Source organism: Companilactobacillus mishanensis (assembly GCF_003946505.1).
In the GTDB taxonomy this organism is placed as follows: Bacteria; Bacillota; Bacilli; order Lactobacillales; family Lactobacillaceae; genus Companilactobacillus; species Companilactobacillus mishanensis.
On sequence record NZ_RHON01000001.1, the window covers coordinates 24,851 to 43,492 of the forward strand.

The window sequence follows — 18,642 nt, forward strand, 5'->3', positions numbered from 1 at the left end:
ACCAGGTGAATAGATCAGGAATTTTTTGTTAAGGTGACTCCATAAATTGTATGACAATCCTAGAAGGAATATTATAAATACAATCATTAAAAGTTGAATAAGCATTAGTTAGCTCCGTTTCTTATTTTTCTTGAGATTATTAAGTTGTGACAAGCGCATACCTAAGGCTTGTTCATATTTACCGTTTTCCTTCGGCTGATAATATTTACGATCGACCAGGTTATCAGGTAAATATTGTTGTTCGACCCAATCGTTAGGATAATTGTGTGGATAGATATATCCGACACCGTGTCCTAACTTTTTAGCTCCACTATAGTGAGCATCCTTCAAATCATCTGGGATCGATGAAGCTTTGCCATTTCTGACGTCTTCAAGTGCTGAGTCTATTGCGGCCATGGCTGTATTGGATTTTGGACACAAACATAAATCAATAACTGCATTAGCCAGCGGTATTCTGGCTTCAGGTAAACCGACTTGTTGTGCAACTTGTGTCGCCTGAACTGCTCTGGCACAAGCTTGCGGGTTCGCCAATCCAACATCTTCATAAGCACAGACGAGTAACCTTCGAATCGCAGATGTTAGTTCACCTGCCTCTAGCAATCTTGCTAGATATAGAAGGGCGGCATCGGGGTCGCTTCCACGGATTGATTTTTGGAAGGCCGAAATAACATCATAATGACTATCGCCATTTTTGTCCGCTGAAATTGCTTTTTTCTGGACAGATTCTTCAATCGTTTTCAAGGTGATATGGATTGTTCCATCTTTTTCTGGTTCTGTAGATAGGACTGATAACTCTAATCCATTCAAAATGCTACGTAAATCACCGTTGGTGGAATTTACTAATAGATCGAGTGCCTGAGTATCTAAATCGACTTTATACTTGCCTAAGCCTTTTTCTTCGTCTTTTAATGACCTTTTAACTGCAGACTTGAGGTCGTTAGGTTCTAAAGGCTTTAATTCAAAGATTTGAACTCTGGATCTGATGGCAGGGCTAATATTGATATAGGGGTTCTCAGTTGTAGCACCGATAAGGATGATTGAACCACTTTCCAAAAGTGGAAGTAAAAAATCTTGTTTAGTTTTATCTAGTCGATGTATTTCATCTAGTAATAGGACCACAGTTCCGCTCATTTTTGCTTCTTCAGCAACGATTTGAAGGTCTTTTTTTGTATCAGTGGCAGCGTTCAACATTCTAAAAGCGTATTTGGTACTACCAGCGATAGCACTGGCAATACTAGTCTTTCCGATCCCTGGTGGTCCGTAGAGTATCATTGAGCTCAGCATTTTAGCTTTTACCATGCGTCTGATTATTTTATCCTTACCTACCAGATGCTGTTGTCCAACTATTTCGTCGAGATTTGTTGGACGCATTCGGTATGCTAGTGGCTTTTGCATATTTTCTCCTTTATAATTACTAATAACTTATATTTTACCTCAAAGGAAGTCGTTGTCTTGTTTGAACAAAAAGATTTTGATGTATTTAATGATGATACGCTTGATGGCCGTTTGAATTTGATCAAGCAGAATTTAGATCCTAAATTCCAAGAGATAGGGGATCGTCTACTTTCTGCCTTGGAAAAAGAATATCAAGATAAATTTTATATGAAGATTGCAAAACATCAACGTCGCACCAAGAATCCACCACCCGATACATGGCTTGCCATCAGTATGGATAAAAAAGGATACAAACGCAATCCTCATATTGAATTGGGATTATGGCCAGATCGTTATTTTGTTACCTTTGGACTTTTGGCAGACGCCTATAATCGCCCTGACTATTATCCAGAATTGGAAAACCTATCTGATAGTATTATTTCCAACAAATGGTTAGTTTCAAATGATCATACAGTTGCTGAAATGAAGGATGCAGAAGGGTATCCAGATGTATTGAAACGATATAAAAAAGTTAAGTCCAGTGATTTGGTAGTTGGATTCAATTTAATGAAAGATGATCCGATCGTTAAAGCTGGTAGTTACGACGATTTATTATTCGATAGTTTTATGAATCTAAGTAAGTATATGGTCGACTTGAATAGAGAAGTTTAACTTAAAGCAATTGCAAAGGTGCAATTGCCTTTTTTGTTGAAAATAAAAAAACATCCACATATAAATGTGAATGTTTGATAAATATTAAAGAATTTGGTTGTAGTATTCAACAATTAGAGATTCATCAATATTTGGTTCTAGTTCGTCACGTTCTGGTAAACGTACTAGTGAGCCTGTCATTGTGTTTTCATCATAGTTAACAAAACCAGGACGACCAACAACATTTTCAAGTGAGTCCTTAACGATTTGCAAGTCTTTTGACTTATCTCTCAAGCTGATCTTTTGACCAATTTGAACTTCGTATGAAGGAATATCAACACGTTTGCCATCAACAGTGATGTGACCATGGTTTACAAGTTGACGAGCTTGTGGACGTGAACTTGCTAAACCTAATCTGTAAACCATGTTATCAAGACGTTCTTCAAGAAGAACCATCAAGTTAACACCGTGGATACCGTCAAGTTTACCGGCACGTAAGAAGAGGTTACGGAATTGACGTTCGTTAACGTCATACATGAAACGAAGCTTTTGCTTTTCACGTAATTGTGAACCGTATTCTGAAATCTTACGACGTTGGTTTTGACCATGTTGGCCAGGAGCGTAGTTACGACGAGCTAATTCTTTACCTGTACCTGAAAGTGATAGTCCTAAACGACGTGATAACTTCCAGCGAGGTCCTGTATATCTAGACATATAATTTGTCCTCCAAAAAAATTTGATTGGAGTAAAATAATTTAACAAGAGTTTAGCATTCGTTCAGTCATCGCTACAAATTTCACCTCGTGCAGCCGCAGGTTACTTATTGCACTATATCAGCCGATAACTGTTGACGAGCTTGCCGCTCTTTGCTGCATATTTTACACAAAGGCTAGTGTACCGTGATTAGAGATCAAAGTCAAAAGATTTTTAATTAGTAATATTTTAAATCTTTATTATGAAAGCTTGTGTTTACATAACTGATAGTTCTTGTTTGTTATAATTACAAGGATATTATGACTATGAAATGTCGCTAGGGGTGTAATCTTGTTTGTATTTATAATAGTAGTAATTCTATTGATTTTAGCATTTTTATGGTACATGTGGTTCTTACAAAAGAAAAATAACACAACTTTGATCTCTTATAAGTCCCGTGCTACTGATTTAAAGGAAGATAAATTAAAGGAACAAATAAAAAGTTTAGAGGATATGAAGCTTACCGGTGCCAGCCTTGAGAGTTTTGGTAAAAGTAAGAAAGATTACTCTACACAGAGAAATGATACCGTTCCAAAACTGTTGGCGGATATTAGTAATGCAGAGAGTAAAAACGCTAACTTTAACGTATTTGGTGCCTCATCAGCTTTAAAAAATATCGAAAGCAATTTGACGATTCTAGAAAAGAAATCCGATGAGATTGCTAGTGATTTTGAAAAAATTGTAAAAAGTAACGAACAAAACGCCTCAACAAGTGAAGTATTGCATGAGCAATATGAGAAATTAAGAAAAGATATTCTTACAAAGTCGTTCAATTACGGCCCAGCAACTGATAGATTAGAATCCGAATTGAATGAAATCGCCGGTTTCTTAGATCAAGAGGATAAATTGACTCAACAAGGGGATCATTTGGAAGCTCGCCAGTATTTAGATGATGCCAAAGTTAAATTAGGATTGATTGAAGACCAAGTTCAGTTGATTGTTCCACTTTATCATGGTCTAAGTGAAGTTTATCCAGGTCAAATTGAAGAAATTGAATCTGTTTTCGATAAGTTGATCAAACAACAATACAAATTTGCTGTTGATATAGGTAATAAAATTAGTACAGTCCATGACAATATGGAAAAAGCTAATGAAGAATTGAGTAGTTTGAATTTCGATGCAGTTGATCGAAACAACGAAAAAATCCACTCTGATATCAATGAACTGTATGATGAATTGAGTAAGGAAATCAATTCAAAGAGGGATGTTTTAAAACAACAAAAACCGGTACTAGATTATTTGAATCATGCCAAATTTCAACACAATCGTTTGGATGAGAATATTCAGAAGTTGGAACAAAACTATGTCTTGAATGAAGATGATATGGAATTGTTCAAAGAACACTCAAAGACTTTATCCCAAGTACGTGAAGAATACGATGCAGACGTCCAAAGTATTGCTGATAAGAGCATTGTATTTTCAAATGCTGAAGATGACTTTAAAGATATTGTTTCAAAATTGGATAACATTGAAGCTAAAGAAAAGACTATCAATGACAACATGAATCAAATGTTGTCCAGTGAACAGATTTCACGTCGAAGTGTTGAACAATATGCTAAACGGATTGAGATCCAAAAGAAAATCGTTGAGCAACTTCGCTTGAACGGATTGCCTGAAGATTACTTGGAATACTTCTATATGGTCTCAGATGAAATTAAAAAGCTATATGACGAACTCGATAGTGAACGAGTTAATATGGAAGATATCAGTAAACAAGTCATCGTTACACAAGAAGATTTAGAAAACTTAGTCCAGAAAACTGATGATTTGAGACGCGATGTTGCTCTCTCCGAAAAGCTATTACAGTATGCCAACAGATATGCTGACAAGGATGCTGGTTTCAAGGAACAATTGGTTCGTGCTAAGTCACTTTTTGATGACGACTTTGACTATGAACAGTCACTCAAGTTAATTTCAGAAGCACTTGAACAAGTTGAACCAGGTTCAGTTTCAAGAATTAAAGATACAATTAGTGCATGATTCGAAGTTTTGTAGTAACTTATAGTAGGTAAAAAAATAAAGGCCGTTAAGGCCTTTTTATTTTGGTGGGAAAATTATGATATATTTTGACAACAGTGCGACAACAAAAATTGAGGATTCGGTTTTAAAAACATACAATGTGGCGAGCCAAGAGTATTTTGGTAATCCATCAAGTTTGCATAAATTAGGTCTAAAGGCATTTGAATTACTTGAAACTTCTAGAAAAAAGATTGCAGAATTAATGAATTTCAAAACCCACGAAGTGTTTTTCACTAGTGGCGGTACGGAAGGTAACAATTGGATCATCAAGGGAACTGCTTTTAAGAAGCGCGAATTTGGTAAACATATTATTACTACTTCGATTGAACATCCATCAGTCATGAATTCAATGCGTCAGCTTGAGGAATTAGGTTATGAAGTTACTTATCTTCCTGTTGATAAAACGGGGCATATCAATGTTGATGATCTTAAAAAGGCAATCCGAGACGATACAATATTAGTTTCAACTATGGCGGTCAATAATGAAATTGGCGCAATTCAACCAATAAAAGAAATTGCTCGAGTTTTGGATAACTATCCAAGTATCAGTTTTCACGTAGATGCCGTTCAAGCCATTGGAAAAGGTATCGAGGATAAGATCATAGATCCACGTGTTGACTTCTATACTTTCTCAGGCCACAAGTTCCATGCACCTCGTGGGATAGGTTTCATCTATATGAAAGAGGGAAAACAAATAGAACCCTTGATGGCCGGTGGTGGTCAAGAAAAGAATTTACGTAGTGGAACAGAGAATACACCAGCCATTGCAGCAATGGCTCGAGCATTGCGTTTATTAAAAGAAAACGAGTCAGCAAAACATGATACAATGTTGAAGCTCAAAACAATGTTAGTTGAACATCTAGAAAAAATGGATAATACACATGTCTTTTCAAAATTAGATGATAACTTTGCACCACACATTATCTGCTTTACATTGGATGGTGTTAGAGGTGAGACTACCGTACATACATTTGAAGAACGAGATATCTACATTTCAACAACAAGTGCCTGCTCATCCAAGAAGGGTCTAGAATCAAGTACTTTAAAGGCGATGAGTACCAGAGAAAATATTGCCACAAGTGCTGTACGTGTTAGCTTGGACGAAAACAATACTGAAGCAGAAATGAATGAATTCTTGAAGAATCTCGATGAAATACATGATCACTTCCAAATTTTAAACTAGGAGAAACATATGCAATATACAGAAATCATGGTTCGCTATGGTGAACTTTCGACTAAGGGTAAAAACCGTAAGAGTTTTATTGGTCGTTTGCACGGGAATGTCACAAAAGTTTTGAAAGACTTTCCAGATTTAAAATTACAACCGCATCGTGACCGTTTACACATTAAATTAAATGGAACTGATGCTACTCCTGTGATGGATAAACTAAAGCGCGTCTTTGGTATTCAAACATTTTCACTTAGTGTGAAAGTTTCAAAAGACTTTGAAGAAGTTAAAAAGACTGCTATTGAAATGATGCACGAGGCATATAAACCTGGTGATTCATTTAAGGTCGCTACGAAGCGTTCAGATCACACATATCCATTGGATACTAATCAAATCAATTTACAACTTGGGGATGTCATCTGTGATGAATTTCCAGATATTCCAGTTGATGTTAAGCACCCTGATATCAAGATATCAGTTGAAGTTAGACAAGATGGTATTTACTTGTCATATTTAACAATCAAAGGTGCCGGTGGTTTGCCTGTCGGAACTGCTGGAAAAGCTATGTTGATGTTGTCTGGTGGAATCGACTCACCAGTTGCCGGATACTATGCGATGAAGCGTGGTGTTGATATAGAAATGGTTCATTTCTTCAGTCCTCCATACACTTCAGTTCAAGCTTTGAATAAAGCCAAGGAATTGACTAGCAAGTTGACAGTTTATGGTGGAAATATCAAATTTATTGAAGTTCCATTTACTGAGATTCAAGAAACAATAAAGAACAAAGTTCCAGAAGGTTACTTGATGACAGTTCAACGTCGATTCATGTTGAGATTGACTGATCTGATCCGTGAAAAAGAAGGTGGCCTAGCTATCTTTAACGGTGAGGCTGTTGGCCAAGTTGCATCACAGACATTAGAGAGTATGGCAGCAATAAATGATGTCACAACTACACCAATTTTGCGTCCAGTTGCCACAATGGATAAAACTGAAATTATCCGTGTTGCTGAAGATATCGATACATTTGACTTGTCTATTCAACCATTTGAAGACTGTTGTACTATCTTTGCTCCACCAAGTCCTAAGACAAAACCAAATATGGAAAAGACACGTGAATATGAAAGTGTCCTTGATATTGATGGTTTGATCCAGAGATCGATGGATGGAATCAAAGAAACCATTATCGAACATGGCGAACATTTTATGGATAATGATCAAGAGGAAATCAACGATCTTCTATAAAACGTTTGACGAATTATTAGTTTTGTTTTAATATCAATTCAACAGCTTAGAACAGGAGTATTTTTCTGAAGAATTCAAGAGAGAGTGATATTGGTGTGATTCACTTAATTCTGACGATAAATTGTTACCTGGGAGCTATCAAATATTGATCGGGCCAGCCGTTATCTGTGAGAGGAGAGTATTTAAGTACTCTCAATTTAGGTGGCACCGCGAAGCATTCGTCCTATTCAGGGATGAATGCTTTTTTTATTGGAGGAAATTATATGACAAGAGAAGTAGACATGGATACAAAATATAACCCTACCGAAGTTGAAAAGGGTCGTTACAAGACTTGGCTCGACCAAGGAGTTTTTAAACCATCTGGTGATAAAAAAGCCAAACCTTATTCAATCGTAATTCCACCACCAAATGTTACTGGAAAACTTCATTTGGGTCATGCTTGGGATACAACTATTCAAGATACTTTGATTCGTTACAAACGAATGCAAGGTTACGATACTTTGTATTTACCAGGTATGGATCATGCCGGAATTGCCACACAAGCTAAAGTTGAGGCAAAATTACGCGAACAAGGTATAACAAGATATGACCTTGGACGTGACAAGTTCATTGATGAAGTTTGGAAATGGAAAGATGAATTTGCTGGCATTATCAAAGACCAATGGGGTAAATTGGGTCTTTCGTTAGATTATGATCGTGAACGTTTTACTTTGGATGAAGGACTTTCAAAAGCTGTTCGTAAAGTCTTCGTTAAGTTGTATAACGAAGGTCTTATCTATCGTGGCGAATACATTATCAACTGGGATCCAGAACTACAAACTGCCTTGTCTGATATTGAAGTCATCCATAAAGATGACAAGGGTGCTTTCTACCATGTTAAGTATCCTTACGCAGATGGTTCAGGTTATATCGAAATTGCTACTACTCGTCCTGAAACAATGTTTGGTGATGTGGCAGTTGCTGTTAATCCAAGTGATGAAAGATATAAAGATGTTGTTGGTAAGGAAATTATCGTTCCATTAGTTGACCGTAAAATTCCAATTATTACCGACCAATATGTAACTAAGGACTTTGGTACTGGTATGGTTAAGATCACACCTGCTCATGATCCTAACGACTTCTTAGTTGGTAACCGCCATGACTTGAAGCGTATCAACACTATGAACGCTGACGGTACCATGAATGAGAATGCTGGTAAATATGTTGGTATGGACAGATTTGAGGCACGTAAGGCTATCGTTGCTGATTTGGAAGATCAAGATTACATGCTCAAAGTAGAACCAATTACCCATAGTGTTGGACATTCAGAACGTTCTGGCGCCCAAGTTGAAGCAAGACTCTCAACACAATGGTTCGTTAAAATGAAGCCATTAGCAGAAATGGCTTTGAAGAATCAAGAAGGGGACAATAAGGTCAACTTCGTTCCTGAAAGATTTGAGGGAACATTTACTCAATGGATGGACAATGTTCATGACTGGGTAATCTCACGTCAATTATGGTGGGGACACAGAATTCCTGCTTGGTATAACAATAAGACTGGCGAAACTTATGTTGGTGAAGAGGATCCAAAGGATCCAGAAAACTGGACACAAGATTCAGATGTTCTAGATACATGGTTCTCAAGTGCTCTTTGGCCATTCTCAACCATGGGTTGGCCTGATGAAGACAGTGATGATTACAAACGCTATTTCCCAACAAACACATTAGTTACTGGTTACGACATTATTTTCTTCTGGGTTTCAAGAATGATTTTCACCAGCTTGAAGTTCACTGAGAAACGTCCATTTGAACACGTTGTTATTCATGGACTTATCCGTGATGAGCAAGGTCGTAAGATGAGTAAGTCATTGGGTAATGGTATCGATCCTATGGATGTCATCGACAAGTACGGTGCCGACGCACTTCGTTGGTTCCTAATGGTCGGTTCAACTCCTGGACAAGATACTCGATTCAGCTATGACAAAATGGATTCCGCATGGAACTTCATCAATAAGATTTGGAATGCTAGTCGATTTGTTATCATGAATCTTGATGACAAGACTCCAGCTATGGATGATCTATCGAAAGTTAAGTCATACGACCTTTCAGATAAATGGATTCTTGCTAAACTAAATACAACTGTAAATGAAGTTACTCGTTTACTAGATAAATTTGAATTCGGTGAAGCTGGTAGAAATCTTTATAACTTTATCTGGAATGATTTCTGTGACTGGTACATTGAAATGAGTAAAGCAACGTTGACTGGTGAAGATGGTGAAGCCAAAGATCAAAAGAGAATGTTGCTGACTTATGTCTTGGACAAGATTTTGAGATTAATGCATCCAATCATGCCATTCGTGACCGAAAAAATTTGGTTATCAATGCCTCATAATGGAGAATCTATTTCATTAGCAGCTTATCCAGAAAATCATGATGAGTTCAAAAATGATGATGCCGTTGAACAAATGGAAGTACTGATCGACTTGATCAAGTCAGTTAGAAAGATCCGTTTGGAAGCTAACGCACCACTTTCAAGTGCCATCGATATTTTCATCAAGCCTCAATCAGAAGACATCAAGAATGTTCTTTTAAACAATAAAGAATACATTGATAGATTTGCTCATCCAAAGGAATTGAAGATTGAAACTGATCTTACTGCTCCCGAATTAGCAATGACTGCAGTAACAAATGGAACTGAAGTTTATATTCCATTGGCTGAGTTGATTGATTTGGATGAAGAAATTGCTCGTCAACAAGAAGAAATGAAGAAGATGGATGATGAAATTTCTCGTATCAATAAGAAATTATCAAATGAAAACTTCGTCAAGAAAGCACCTGAAAAGGTTGTTGCTGAACAAAAAGAAAAATTAGCTGATTATCAAACTCGTCAAGAAAAAATTAGCCAAAGAATTGAACAACTTCAAAAGAATAAATAGAAGTTGATAAACTAAAACATCTAGCCAATTTTGACTAGGTGTTTTTTGTACAAGGAAGTTTATTATGATCCAGACTTATGATGAAGCAATTAAATATATTCATTCGTTTCCTAAAATGCATGTCAGAAATAATTTGGATAATATCAAGAAAGTTTTAGCCAGACTTGATGACCCGCAAAATAGTTATCCAACAATTCACGTCACTGGAACTAACGGCAAAGGTACAACCTGCAATTACTTAGCCAACTTGATCGAAGCGACTGGGAAAAGGGTTGGAGTGTTTAGTTCACCTTTTATAAAAGTTTTTAATGAGAGAATTCAGATAAATCATGTTCAAATTTCCAATGAGGAATTACTCGATTTGGTCAATGAAGTGATCAATGCGGCCCAAGGTGTTGATTTAGTAGAGTTTGAATTTGTAACTATTATGGGATTTCTATATTTTAGGAATAAGGTGGATGTTGCAATTATTGAGGTCGGAATCGGTGCTGAGCATGACAAGACCAATGTTATTGATCCTTTACTTTCGATTATTACATCAATAGATTTGGATCATGAGAAAATAATTGGACCTACTTTAAAGGACATTGCTATTGAAAAGTCTGGAATTATTAAAAAGGGTAAACCTATAGTATGTGGAAAACTTCATGAGTCCATTGCAGATGTGATCAAAAATAAGTCAAAATCAATGAATTCAAAAATGTTTGAATATGGAAATGATTTTGAAATTACAGATTTTAAAATTAATGAGAATAAAAATCAATTTACTTATGTAGAAAAATTGGTTACAATTCAAGACATTCAGTGTCGCGGTTTCGAAAAGATCATGTCTGTTAATGCGGCGATCGCCATTAAGGCGTTTCTAATCTATCTTCAAAGTTCAAATTTAAGAGCCGATGATGATTTTATTAGAAAAAACATTGATACACATCATCTTTTGGCCCGTGAACAAATAGTTCATGAAGATCCAATGATAATAATGGATGGGGCACACAATATTGCAGCTGTCGATAATTTAATAAATTCTTTAACCGCAAGGTGGCCTAAAAAAGCTATAATTGTTTTGTACACTGGAATGAAAGACAAAGATCGTAAGGATATTTTAGATCTGTTATCTCCTAATGCTAAAATGGTCTATGTATCTAACTTAGATACACCCAGATCAGCAAAGGAATCAGATTATGATTTAATGAAATATAATAATGTAGAATTTATTTCTGATTTTCATTCAAAAGTCGATCAAATGATTGCTGAACAGTCAGAAGATGAAATCTTTGTTATAACCGGATCTTTTTATTTAATTTCTGAGTTAGAATCGAAATTTAATGCGTAGTTTATTATATGATGATAAATATACGAGAAAAATTACAAAAGTATGGAACTGAATCTTTAACAACACAAGAGTTGATAGCAGTCATTTTAGGAAACGGCACAAAGAATTGTGACGTTACCAGATTATCGGCGCAGGTTTTAATTAGTTCGCATAATCTTAAACGATTGAATCTTGACATATTGTTGGAACAAAAAGGTGTCGGACACGCTCAGGCTTGTAAGTTGTTGGCAGCTGTCGAATTGGGCGCTCGAAAAATTGAGCGTGATGAACTATCAGACAAAAGATTAACAATGGAAGAGCTTGGCGAACACTTAATAAAAAAAATCGGTAATTCACCGCAGGAAAAATTAATCGCCATATATTTGGATAATGGCTATCATGTAATTAAAGAGAAGACTATTTTTATTGGAACTGTCGATACTGCGACTGTTCATCCGAGGGATGTAATGCGACATGCACTCCGCATGTCGGCTCCACAAGTGGTTATTTGTCATAATCATCCTGGAGGCAGTTTGGCATTTTCGGACAATGATAAAAAGTTTTCCTTAAGGCTTGAACAATGTTGCCAATTGATGGGAATTAATTTGGTCGACCATATAATAGTTACTTCAAAGGATTTCCTCAGCTATAGAGCCGAAGAATTAATTTAAGGTTAAATGGTCTACTACTTTAATTTGACACGTTATATGATATAATTTTGGATAGCGTAAAATGTGGTGTGCACTTAAAGGAGAATATAAAATTGTTTGGTATAGGATCAAAAAAAGTTGGTATTGACTTAGGTACAGCAAATACACTTGTCTATGTTGAGGGCAAAGGTATAGTTTTAAATGAACCATCAGTAGTTGCAAAGAATAATAATACGGGAGAAATCGTCGCAGTTGGGTCAGATGCTCGTGAGATGATTGGTCGTACTCCCGGCAGTATATCTGCGATTCGTCCAATGAGAGACGGTGTAATTGCAGATTACGATACAACTGCTGCAATGATGAAGTACTTCATCGAAAAGACTACAGGTAACTCAAAGCCATCCGTTATGGTTTGTGTACCTAGTGGTGTTACCGAAGTTGAGAAGAGAGCTGTTATTGAAGCTACTCAACATGCCGGTGCTAAAGAAGCATATGTAATCGAAGAACCATTTGCAGCCGCTATTGGAGCCGGTCTTCCAGTTATGGACCCAACCGGTAACATGGTTGTTGATATTGGTGGTGGTACAACTGATGTTGCTACGATTTCATTAGGTGGTATCGTATCCTCACGTTCAATTCGTGTAGCTGGAGATAAATTCGACGAATCTATTTCAGCTTATATCAAGACAAACTTTAATCTTCAAATCGGTGAAAGAACTGCCGAAGAAGTTAAAATGCAGGTCGGTTCAGCTTCAATTGAGAAATCAAAAGAACTAGAATCAATGCAAATTCGTGGTAGAGACTTAGTAACAGGACTTCCAAAAACAATTTCATTAACTGGTGAAGATATTGCTACAGCCATTCATGAAGATGTTCAAGAAATCATTGAGACAATCAAAGAAACCCTTGAAGAAACATCTCCTGAAATTGCAGCTGACGTTATTGATCACGGTATTGTTTTAACTGGTGGTGGAGCTTTGTTGCATCATTTACCTGAGGTAATCTCCGAAGCAACTGGAGTGCCTGTATTCATAGCTCAAGACCCACTAGATTGTGTAGCCATCGGTACTGGAGAATCACTTAAAAATATCGATGTAATGCGTCGTCAAAAATAAGCGGGTTAATCCCGCTTTTTTATTTGTTTGATGTAGGAGGAAGCAATGCAAAAGTTTTTTTCAAATAAAAAATTGATTATTTTAATGGTCATTATTATCGTGACTTTTGGACTTTTGGCGGTATCTGTTAGCGTCAGAGATAAGAAACAAACTCCTCCTGTTGTTCAACAAGTCGGTAATGATGTTGTTAGTGTAGTAGGAAGTGTATTTTCATATCCAACTAACGCCGTTAAAAACGTGTCATCGGAATTTTCAGATCTGTATAACACTTATGCAGAAAATAGACGTTTAAAATCTAAAATCGAAGATTTGGCACAAAATCAAGTTAAATTAAAAGTTGTCCAAGATGAGAATAAGAAATTAAAAACTGAATTAAACTTAAATAGTACATTGACCGATTATGAATCAGTTAATGCATCTGTTTTGACTCGCTCTCCAAGCAGTTGGCAAAACTACTTGACGATCAATCGTGGTCAGACAAGTGGCATTAAGAAGAATATGCCGGTTATGTCAGGAAAAGGATTGATCGGTCGTATTATTGAAGTCGACAAGGTAAGCTCTAAAGTTGAGTTGATTTCAACGGATAATGAAATCAATGATAAGTTTGCTGCTGAAATACTTGATGACAATAAGACCGACGTTACTGGAGTTGTAAGCCGTTTTGACAACAGTACCGGAGACTTGGTTATGGAAAACGTTAACTCAGTCAAGGGAATCAAGAAGGGCCAAAGAGTTATTACTTCTGGACTTGGAGGTAGAACACCAAGAGGTCTTTATATTGGTAAAGTTTATGGAATCAAGAAAGACAATTATGGAATGACAAATTCCATTTATATTACTCCTGCTGCCGAACTTAGGAACTTTACCGTTGTTACAGTTATTAAATCAACTGTGCGTGGTGAGAAATAATGCCTATTAAAACTCAAAAAATTATTGGTCAAGTTGTTTTTGTAATGTTGGCCTTTTACTTAGATGGCCTCATGAAATGGTCATTTCTTAATAATATGAATAAAAGTTCATTTACTATCGTCCCACAACTAATGCTGATGGCTTTAGTATTGCTCACGATGCGTATTGATAACCGAAGGACAATATTGATTTATGGTATTGTCTTTGGTTTGATTTATGACTCCTATTATTTTGGGATCATTGGGTTATATACAATTTTGTTGCCATTGATATTAGTAGGGGTAGATCATTATAAATTTTTATTTATCAAAAATACTGTTGGTTATGAACTTTCAATCTACTTTTTAGCATTAACTGCAATGCAGTCAGGGATTTATTTGCTGGAACGTTTATTCAGACTTACTACATCAAATTTTGGTGACTTTATAACTTACGTATTAGGACCAACTTTATTGTGGAACGTGGTTGTATTCTTTATTTTATACGTCCCACTTGCAAACTTAAGTGATTGGTTGGTCAAGTATAGGAGGGAATCGAAATGAGTAGCATCACTCTGAAAGGAAGCAAAGAGGGCTTTTCAGTAATCGTTGATGATTCGGCTGATTTTGACGAAGCAATTTCTGATCTTAAAAATATGATAGTCGAGCAGACCATTGGTACTGACGAAGATGATGTCATTCGATTTGCAATCAAGACTGGCAATCGACTTTTTGATAAAGAACAAATTAAAAAAATTAAAAGTGTCTTTGGTAAATATCCACAGATTGAGTTGACCTCTGTCGATGCAGATGTTCAGCCAAAAAGTGAAGCTGCACAAATTATCGAAGATAATAAAGTTAACATTGAGACTGGCATTGTAAGAAGTGGTCAAAAGAAGGACTTCAAAGGAGACCTTCTTTTCCTTGGTACCTTGCATGAAGGAGCTCAGATAACTACTACCGGATCCATTTATATATTAGGAGAAGTGCATGGAATTGTTCATGCAGGTTTTCCAGATGATACAAGTGCCGCAATTCTTGGTAACCTCGAGGGAGCTACTCAAGTAAGAATTGCTGATGTGGTCGAAATCGTTACTGAAGATAATTCTGACAAATATAGTAATAGAAAATATGCACACATCGATGATCTACATTCGATAAGTGTTGATGACATTCAGAACTTTAAAGAATCAATTAACGAACCAAGAAAGAGGAACGATTAGCTATGGGAATTTCTATTGTTGTAACTTCTGGTAAAGGTGGAGTTGGTAAAACAACAACTACCGCCAACATCAGTACAGTTTTAGCATCGATGGGGAAAAAAGTCTGCATGGTCGATCTAGACATTGGACTAAGAAACCTTGATGCGGTTCTAGGACTGACAAATCGTATAGTTTATGACATCGTTGATGTTGCACAAGAAAGGGTCGTGCTTTCACAAGCCTTGGTCAGAGATCCAAGATTTGGTGACAACCTTTATTTACTTGCAGCTTCGCAGTTTTCTGACAAATACGTTTTGGACAATGATTCCGTTGCTACGATCATTAACTATTTAAAACAACGTTTTGATTTTGTAATGATCGATTGTCCTGCTGGTATCGAATATGGATTTAAGAATGCTGTTAATTCTGCAGATGCTGCCTTGGTAGTTACAAATCCTGAAATTGCATCAGTTAGTGATTCTGATCGAGTTGTTGGTATTTTGGAAAGTTTAGATATGCCAATTACACCACATCTTATAATTAATAGAATTCGTAAAAACATGATCAACGAAGGAACTTCTATGAAGATAGATGATATTGTCAATCATTTAGGTATCCCACTTATCGGGATAATCGTTGATGAAGATGAAGTCATTTCAGCTTCTAACTCCGGACAAACAGTTGTTTCAGATCCAAATAGTGATGCTGGACACGGATATAGTAATATTGCACACCGTATGCTCGGTGAGAATATTCCATTAACATTATTCGAACATCCAAAAAAACAAGGTTTTATAGGTCGAGTTTTTGGAAGAAAGAAATAGTTCATGCTATACTATCTTTAAATTTAAATAGTCAACACAAGGGGAGCCATTTGGCTGAGAGTGATGAGATATCAGACCCTTCTAACCTGTATGATAATGCATGCGTAGGGATTGTGTTCTGCACATAAAGTGCAGGTGGACTCTCTTGTGATGACAATAATCAAAGGGAGTTTTTTTTATGGCAAAAAATCAACATTTAATAGTACTGACTGAAGGTGCCTTGATTACGGCAGCTGCACAAGTTTTAAATTTTGTTCCACATTCTGCCGGAATATCTTCCATTCAATTTCAATATGGCCTTATTCCAATGGCAATCTTTGCTTTAAGAAGAGGTCTAAAACCTGGACTTATGGCTGGACTTTGTTGGGGCCTTCTTGATCTTATCCTGAGAGGATTTAGTAGCGGTAGTTTTTTGAATCCGCTTCAAGGATTTATTGAATATCCAGTTGCCTTTGCTGCAGTTGGACTGATAGGTCTCGGCAGTATCAAAGTTAAACAAGTTATTAAGGATGGTAAAAATTCCATCGGTTGGATATTACTGTTTAGTTCAATTGGGTTCGTGATCAAGTATTTCTGCCATTTCGTGGCAGGTGGTGTTTTCTGGGGTGCATTTGCTCCAAAGACAATGAATCCTTGGATTTACTCATTAGTAATAAACGGCGGTAGCTTTATTGCCAATATGATAATGCTCTTTGTACTGTTGATCGTCTTACACAAATTATTTGATAGATTGATCATTGTAAGATAAATATAAAATTAAAAAGGCTTAACTGAGAATTATTTCTCAGTTAAGCCTTTTTGTTTATAAGAAACTCATAGCAGCGGTAAGTAGAACACCGCCGATAGTAACAATGATCATTAACCAAACAACAACTTGAATGATTTTAGATAAAGTACTTTTTGGTTTTTTGTCGTCCAAAGTTCACACCACCTAGTGTATTTATAAGTGAAATATTACTTCAGATACTGTAATTATGCAACTATTCACCCAATATTAGGGATAATCTCCCACTTTGCCACCACTTTTATAAACGCCGATATTAAAGGCATTTGAGCAATATTCTGAAACAAATTATGATTATTTTAACTTAATGTGGTTAATTGTGGTGAATTGTGGTAAATTAGAAAGTGTTAAAGATTTGAGGTGAGCTTTGGATGTTCATGGGTGAATTTCATCACACAATAGATAGCAAGGGCAGATTAATAATTCCATCAAAATTTCGTCAAGAAATTGGTGAGAGCTTTGTTGTCACACGTGGGATGGATGGATGCTTGTTCGGATATCCAATGGACCAATGGAATAAATTGGAGGCTCAGCTAGACAAATTACCATTAACAAAGAAAGACGCACGTGCGTTTACTAGATTTTTCTATTCAGCAGCTACAGAGGTCGAGTTTGATAAGCAAGGTAGAATTAATTTATCTGCACCTTTAGTTAGTTTCTCGAAATTAGAGAAGAATTGTGTAATCGTAGGTGTTTCGGACCGTATTGAAATATGGGACGAAGAGAATTGGAACAAGTTCAGTCAAGAGGCTGAAGAAAACTTTGAAGATATTTCGGAGAAGATGACAGATTTTGACTTCTAATGAATTTACACACAAAACAGTTCTCTTAAAAGAGACCATTGATCAATTAGATCCACATGATGAGGGTATCTACGTAGATGCCACATTTGGGCGTGGGGGGCACACCAAAGAACTTCTCAGTAGAATTCACCATAGTACTGTTTATGCGTTTGACAGAGACGAGAGCGCTATTCAGACGGGTGAAGAAATTGAGAATGATTCAAGTATTATTGGTGACAACAAACTTATTTTAATAAGAGATAATTTTGAGAATATGCAAGAACGATTAAACGAACTAGACGTTTATGGCGTCAACGGGGTCGTTTATGACTTAGGCGTTTCCTCTCCACAATTCGATGATGCAGTTCGAGGCTTCAGTTATAAAAAAGAAGCTAGATTAGATATGAGAATGGATCAGAGACAAGATCTTGATGCTGAAACAATCGTCAACGATTGGTCTTATAATGATATGGTTCGAATATTTTTTAGATATAGTGATGAGAAGTTTTCCAAACAAATCGCTAGATCAATCGAGAGAACTAGAGCAGATCATCGGATCACATCTACGTTGGAATTAGCAGATATTATAAAAAATGCTATTCCAGCCGCTAGAAGACGTACAGGAGGACATCCAGCAAAACGAATTTTCCAAGCTATACGAATCGCAGTTAACGATGAGTTAGGTTCCTTAGAAAGATCGTTAGATCAAGCAATTGATTTGCTGGTGCCAACAGGAAGAATTAGCTGTATTACTTTCCAATCTTTGGAAGATAGGATCGTAAAACACACTTTCAAAGAAAATTCTGAAGTTGACATTCCCCACGGACTTCCAGTGATACCCGATAACTTAAAACCCATTTTAAAATTGGTGACAAGGAAGCCAATTTTGCCGAATCAAGATGAGTTAGCAGAAAATAATAGAGCACATAGTGCGAAGTTACGTGTTGTAGAAAAGATTTAATAT

Annotated in this window: 18 protein-coding genes, 1 riboswitch and 1 other annotated feature; of the genes, 15 read left to right on the forward strand and 3 right to left on the reverse strand. The window is 36.4% G+C overall.

Going from position 1 to position 18,642, the window contains the following annotated elements; all coding sequences use genetic code 11:
* Nucleotides 1–108: 108 nt before the first annotated feature.
* Nucleotides 109–1,395 carry a replication-associated recombination protein A gene (locus EKM63_RS00155; RefSeq protein WP_125702494.1) on the reverse strand — a complete coding sequence of 429 codons (1,287 nt, stop codon included), beginning with the start codon at nucleotides 1,393–1,395 and terminating at the stop codon, nucleotides 109–111.
* A gap of 57 nt (nucleotides 1,396–1,452) precedes the next feature.
* Here EKM63_RS00155 and EKM63_RS00160 point away from each other — a divergent pair, with 57 nt between their 5' ends.
* Nucleotides 1,453–2,046, forward strand: a complete 594-nt coding sequence (locus tag EKM63_RS00160) for a DUF1054 family protein (RefSeq protein ID WP_125702496.1) — start codon at nucleotides 1,453–1,455, stop codon at nucleotides 2,044–2,046.
* 84 nt (nucleotides 2,047–2,130) lie between these two features.
* Here EKM63_RS00160 and rpsD read toward each other — a convergent pair whose 3' ends face one another.
* The gene (gene rpsD, locus EKM63_RS00165) at nucleotides 2,131–2,739 is read right to left on the reverse strand and encodes a 30S ribosomal protein S4 (RefSeq protein WP_125702498.1); all 609 of its coding nucleotides are present in this window, start codon (nucleotides 2,737–2,739) and stop codon (nucleotides 2,131–2,133) included.
* A 330-nt stretch (nucleotides 2,740–3,069) separates the two neighbouring features.
* On the opposite strand from rpsD, the gene EKM63_RS00170 reads away from it, so the two are divergent.
* From EKM63_RS00170 to thiT, 12 genes are all read left to right on the forward strand, one after another.
* Nucleotides 3,070–4,758: a septation ring formation regulator EzrA gene (locus tag EKM63_RS00170; RefSeq protein ID WP_125702501.1), complete on the forward strand. Its 1,689-nt coding sequence runs from the start codon at nucleotides 3,070–3,072 to the stop codon at nucleotides 4,756–4,758.
* A gap of 76 nt (nucleotides 4,759–4,834) precedes the next feature.
* Complete coding sequence (locus EKM63_RS00175; RefSeq protein ID WP_125702503.1) at nucleotides 4,835–5,980, forward strand: cysteine desulfurase family protein; 1,146 nt, start codon at nucleotides 4,835–4,837, stop codon at nucleotides 5,978–5,980.
* A 9-nt stretch (nucleotides 5,981–5,989) separates the two neighbouring features.
* Nucleotides 5,990–7,207, forward strand: a complete 1,218-nt coding sequence (thiI, locus tag EKM63_RS00180; protein ID WP_125702505.1) for a tRNA uracil 4-sulfurtransferase ThiI — start codon at nucleotides 5,990–5,992, stop codon at nucleotides 7,205–7,207.
* A gap of 38 nt (nucleotides 7,208–7,245) precedes the next feature.
* Nucleotides 7,246–7,436: a binding site (T-box leader), on the forward strand.
* Between the two features lie 34 nt (nucleotides 7,437–7,470).
* Nucleotides 7,471–10,122, forward strand: coding sequence for a valine--tRNA ligase (locus EKM63_RS00185; protein WP_125702507.1), 2,652 nt, complete (start codon nucleotides 7,471–7,473; stop codon nucleotides 10,120–10,122).
* Between the two features lie 64 nt (nucleotides 10,123–10,186).
* Entirely contained in the window at nucleotides 10,187–11,455 is a 1,269-nt protein-coding gene (locus EKM63_RS00190) for a bifunctional folylpolyglutamate synthase/dihydrofolate synthase (RefSeq protein ID WP_125702508.1), read from the forward strand.
* Between the two features lie 8 nt (nucleotides 11,456–11,463).
* Nucleotides 11,464–12,105, forward strand: a complete 642-nt coding sequence (gene radC / locus EKM63_RS00195) for a RadC family protein (protein ID WP_125702511.1) — start codon at nucleotides 11,464–11,466, stop codon at nucleotides 12,103–12,105.
* 92 nt (nucleotides 12,106–12,197) lie between these two features.
* A complete protein-coding gene (locus EKM63_RS00200; protein WP_125702513.1) occupies nucleotides 12,198–13,199 on the forward strand; it encodes a rod shape-determining protein in 1,002 nt (333 codons plus the stop codon).
* 45 nt (nucleotides 13,200–13,244) lie between these two features.
* Nucleotides 13,245–14,108 carry a rod shape-determining protein MreC gene (gene mreC / locus EKM63_RS00205; RefSeq protein ID WP_125702515.1) on the forward strand — a complete coding sequence of 288 codons (864 nt, stop codon included), beginning with the start codon at nucleotides 13,245–13,247 and terminating at the stop codon, nucleotides 14,106–14,108.
* The gene (gene mreD, locus EKM63_RS00210; RefSeq protein ID WP_125702517.1) at nucleotides 14,108–14,650 is read left to right on the forward strand and encodes a rod shape-determining protein MreD; all 543 of its coding nucleotides are present in this window, start codon (nucleotides 14,108–14,110) and stop codon (nucleotides 14,648–14,650) included. The genes mreC and mreD overlap by 1 nt, the downstream gene beginning before the upstream one ends.
* Entirely contained in the window at nucleotides 14,647–15,309 is a 663-nt protein-coding gene (locus tag EKM63_RS00215; protein WP_125702519.1) for a septum site-determining protein MinC, read from the forward strand. The genes mreD and EKM63_RS00215 overlap by 4 nt, the downstream gene beginning before the upstream one ends.
* 2 nt (nucleotides 15,310–15,311) lie before the next feature.
* On the forward strand, nucleotides 15,312–16,112 hold the full coding sequence (gene minD / locus EKM63_RS00220) for a septum site-determining protein MinD (protein WP_125702521.1): 801 nt from the start codon (nucleotides 15,312–15,314) through the stop codon (nucleotides 16,110–16,112).
* A 29-nt stretch (nucleotides 16,113–16,141) separates the two neighbouring features.
* Nucleotides 16,142–16,241: riboswitch (TPP riboswitch) on the forward strand.
* 49 nt (nucleotides 16,242–16,290) lie between these two features.
* Nucleotides 16,291–16,860, forward strand: coding sequence for an energy-coupled thiamine transporter ThiT (thiT, locus tag EKM63_RS00225; RefSeq protein WP_125702523.1), 570 nt, complete (start codon nucleotides 16,291–16,293; stop codon nucleotides 16,858–16,860).
* A 54-nt stretch (nucleotides 16,861–16,914) separates the two neighbouring features.
* On the opposite strand, the gene EKM63_RS00230 is transcribed toward thiT, so the two are convergent.
* Nucleotides 16,915–17,031 (reverse strand): DUF4044 domain-containing protein, encoded by a 117-nt coding sequence (locus EKM63_RS00230; protein ID WP_125702526.1) that lies wholly within the window; start codon nucleotides 17,029–17,031, stop codon nucleotides 16,915–16,917.
* A 236-nt stretch (nucleotides 17,032–17,267) separates the two neighbouring features.
* On the opposite strand from EKM63_RS00230, the gene mraZ reads away from it, so the two are divergent.
* Nucleotides 17,268–17,699, forward strand: coding sequence for a division/cell wall cluster transcriptional repressor MraZ (gene mraZ / locus EKM63_RS00235; protein WP_125702528.1), 432 nt, complete (start codon nucleotides 17,268–17,270; stop codon nucleotides 17,697–17,699).
* The gene (gene rsmH / locus EKM63_RS00240; RefSeq protein WP_125702530.1) at nucleotides 17,689–18,639 is read left to right on the forward strand and encodes a 16S rRNA (cytosine(1402)-N(4))-methyltransferase RsmH; all 951 of its coding nucleotides are present in this window, start codon (nucleotides 17,689–17,691) and stop codon (nucleotides 18,637–18,639) included. Before mraZ ends, rsmH begins: the two co-directional genes overlap by 11 nt.
* Nucleotides 18,640–18,642: the final 3 nt, after the last annotated feature.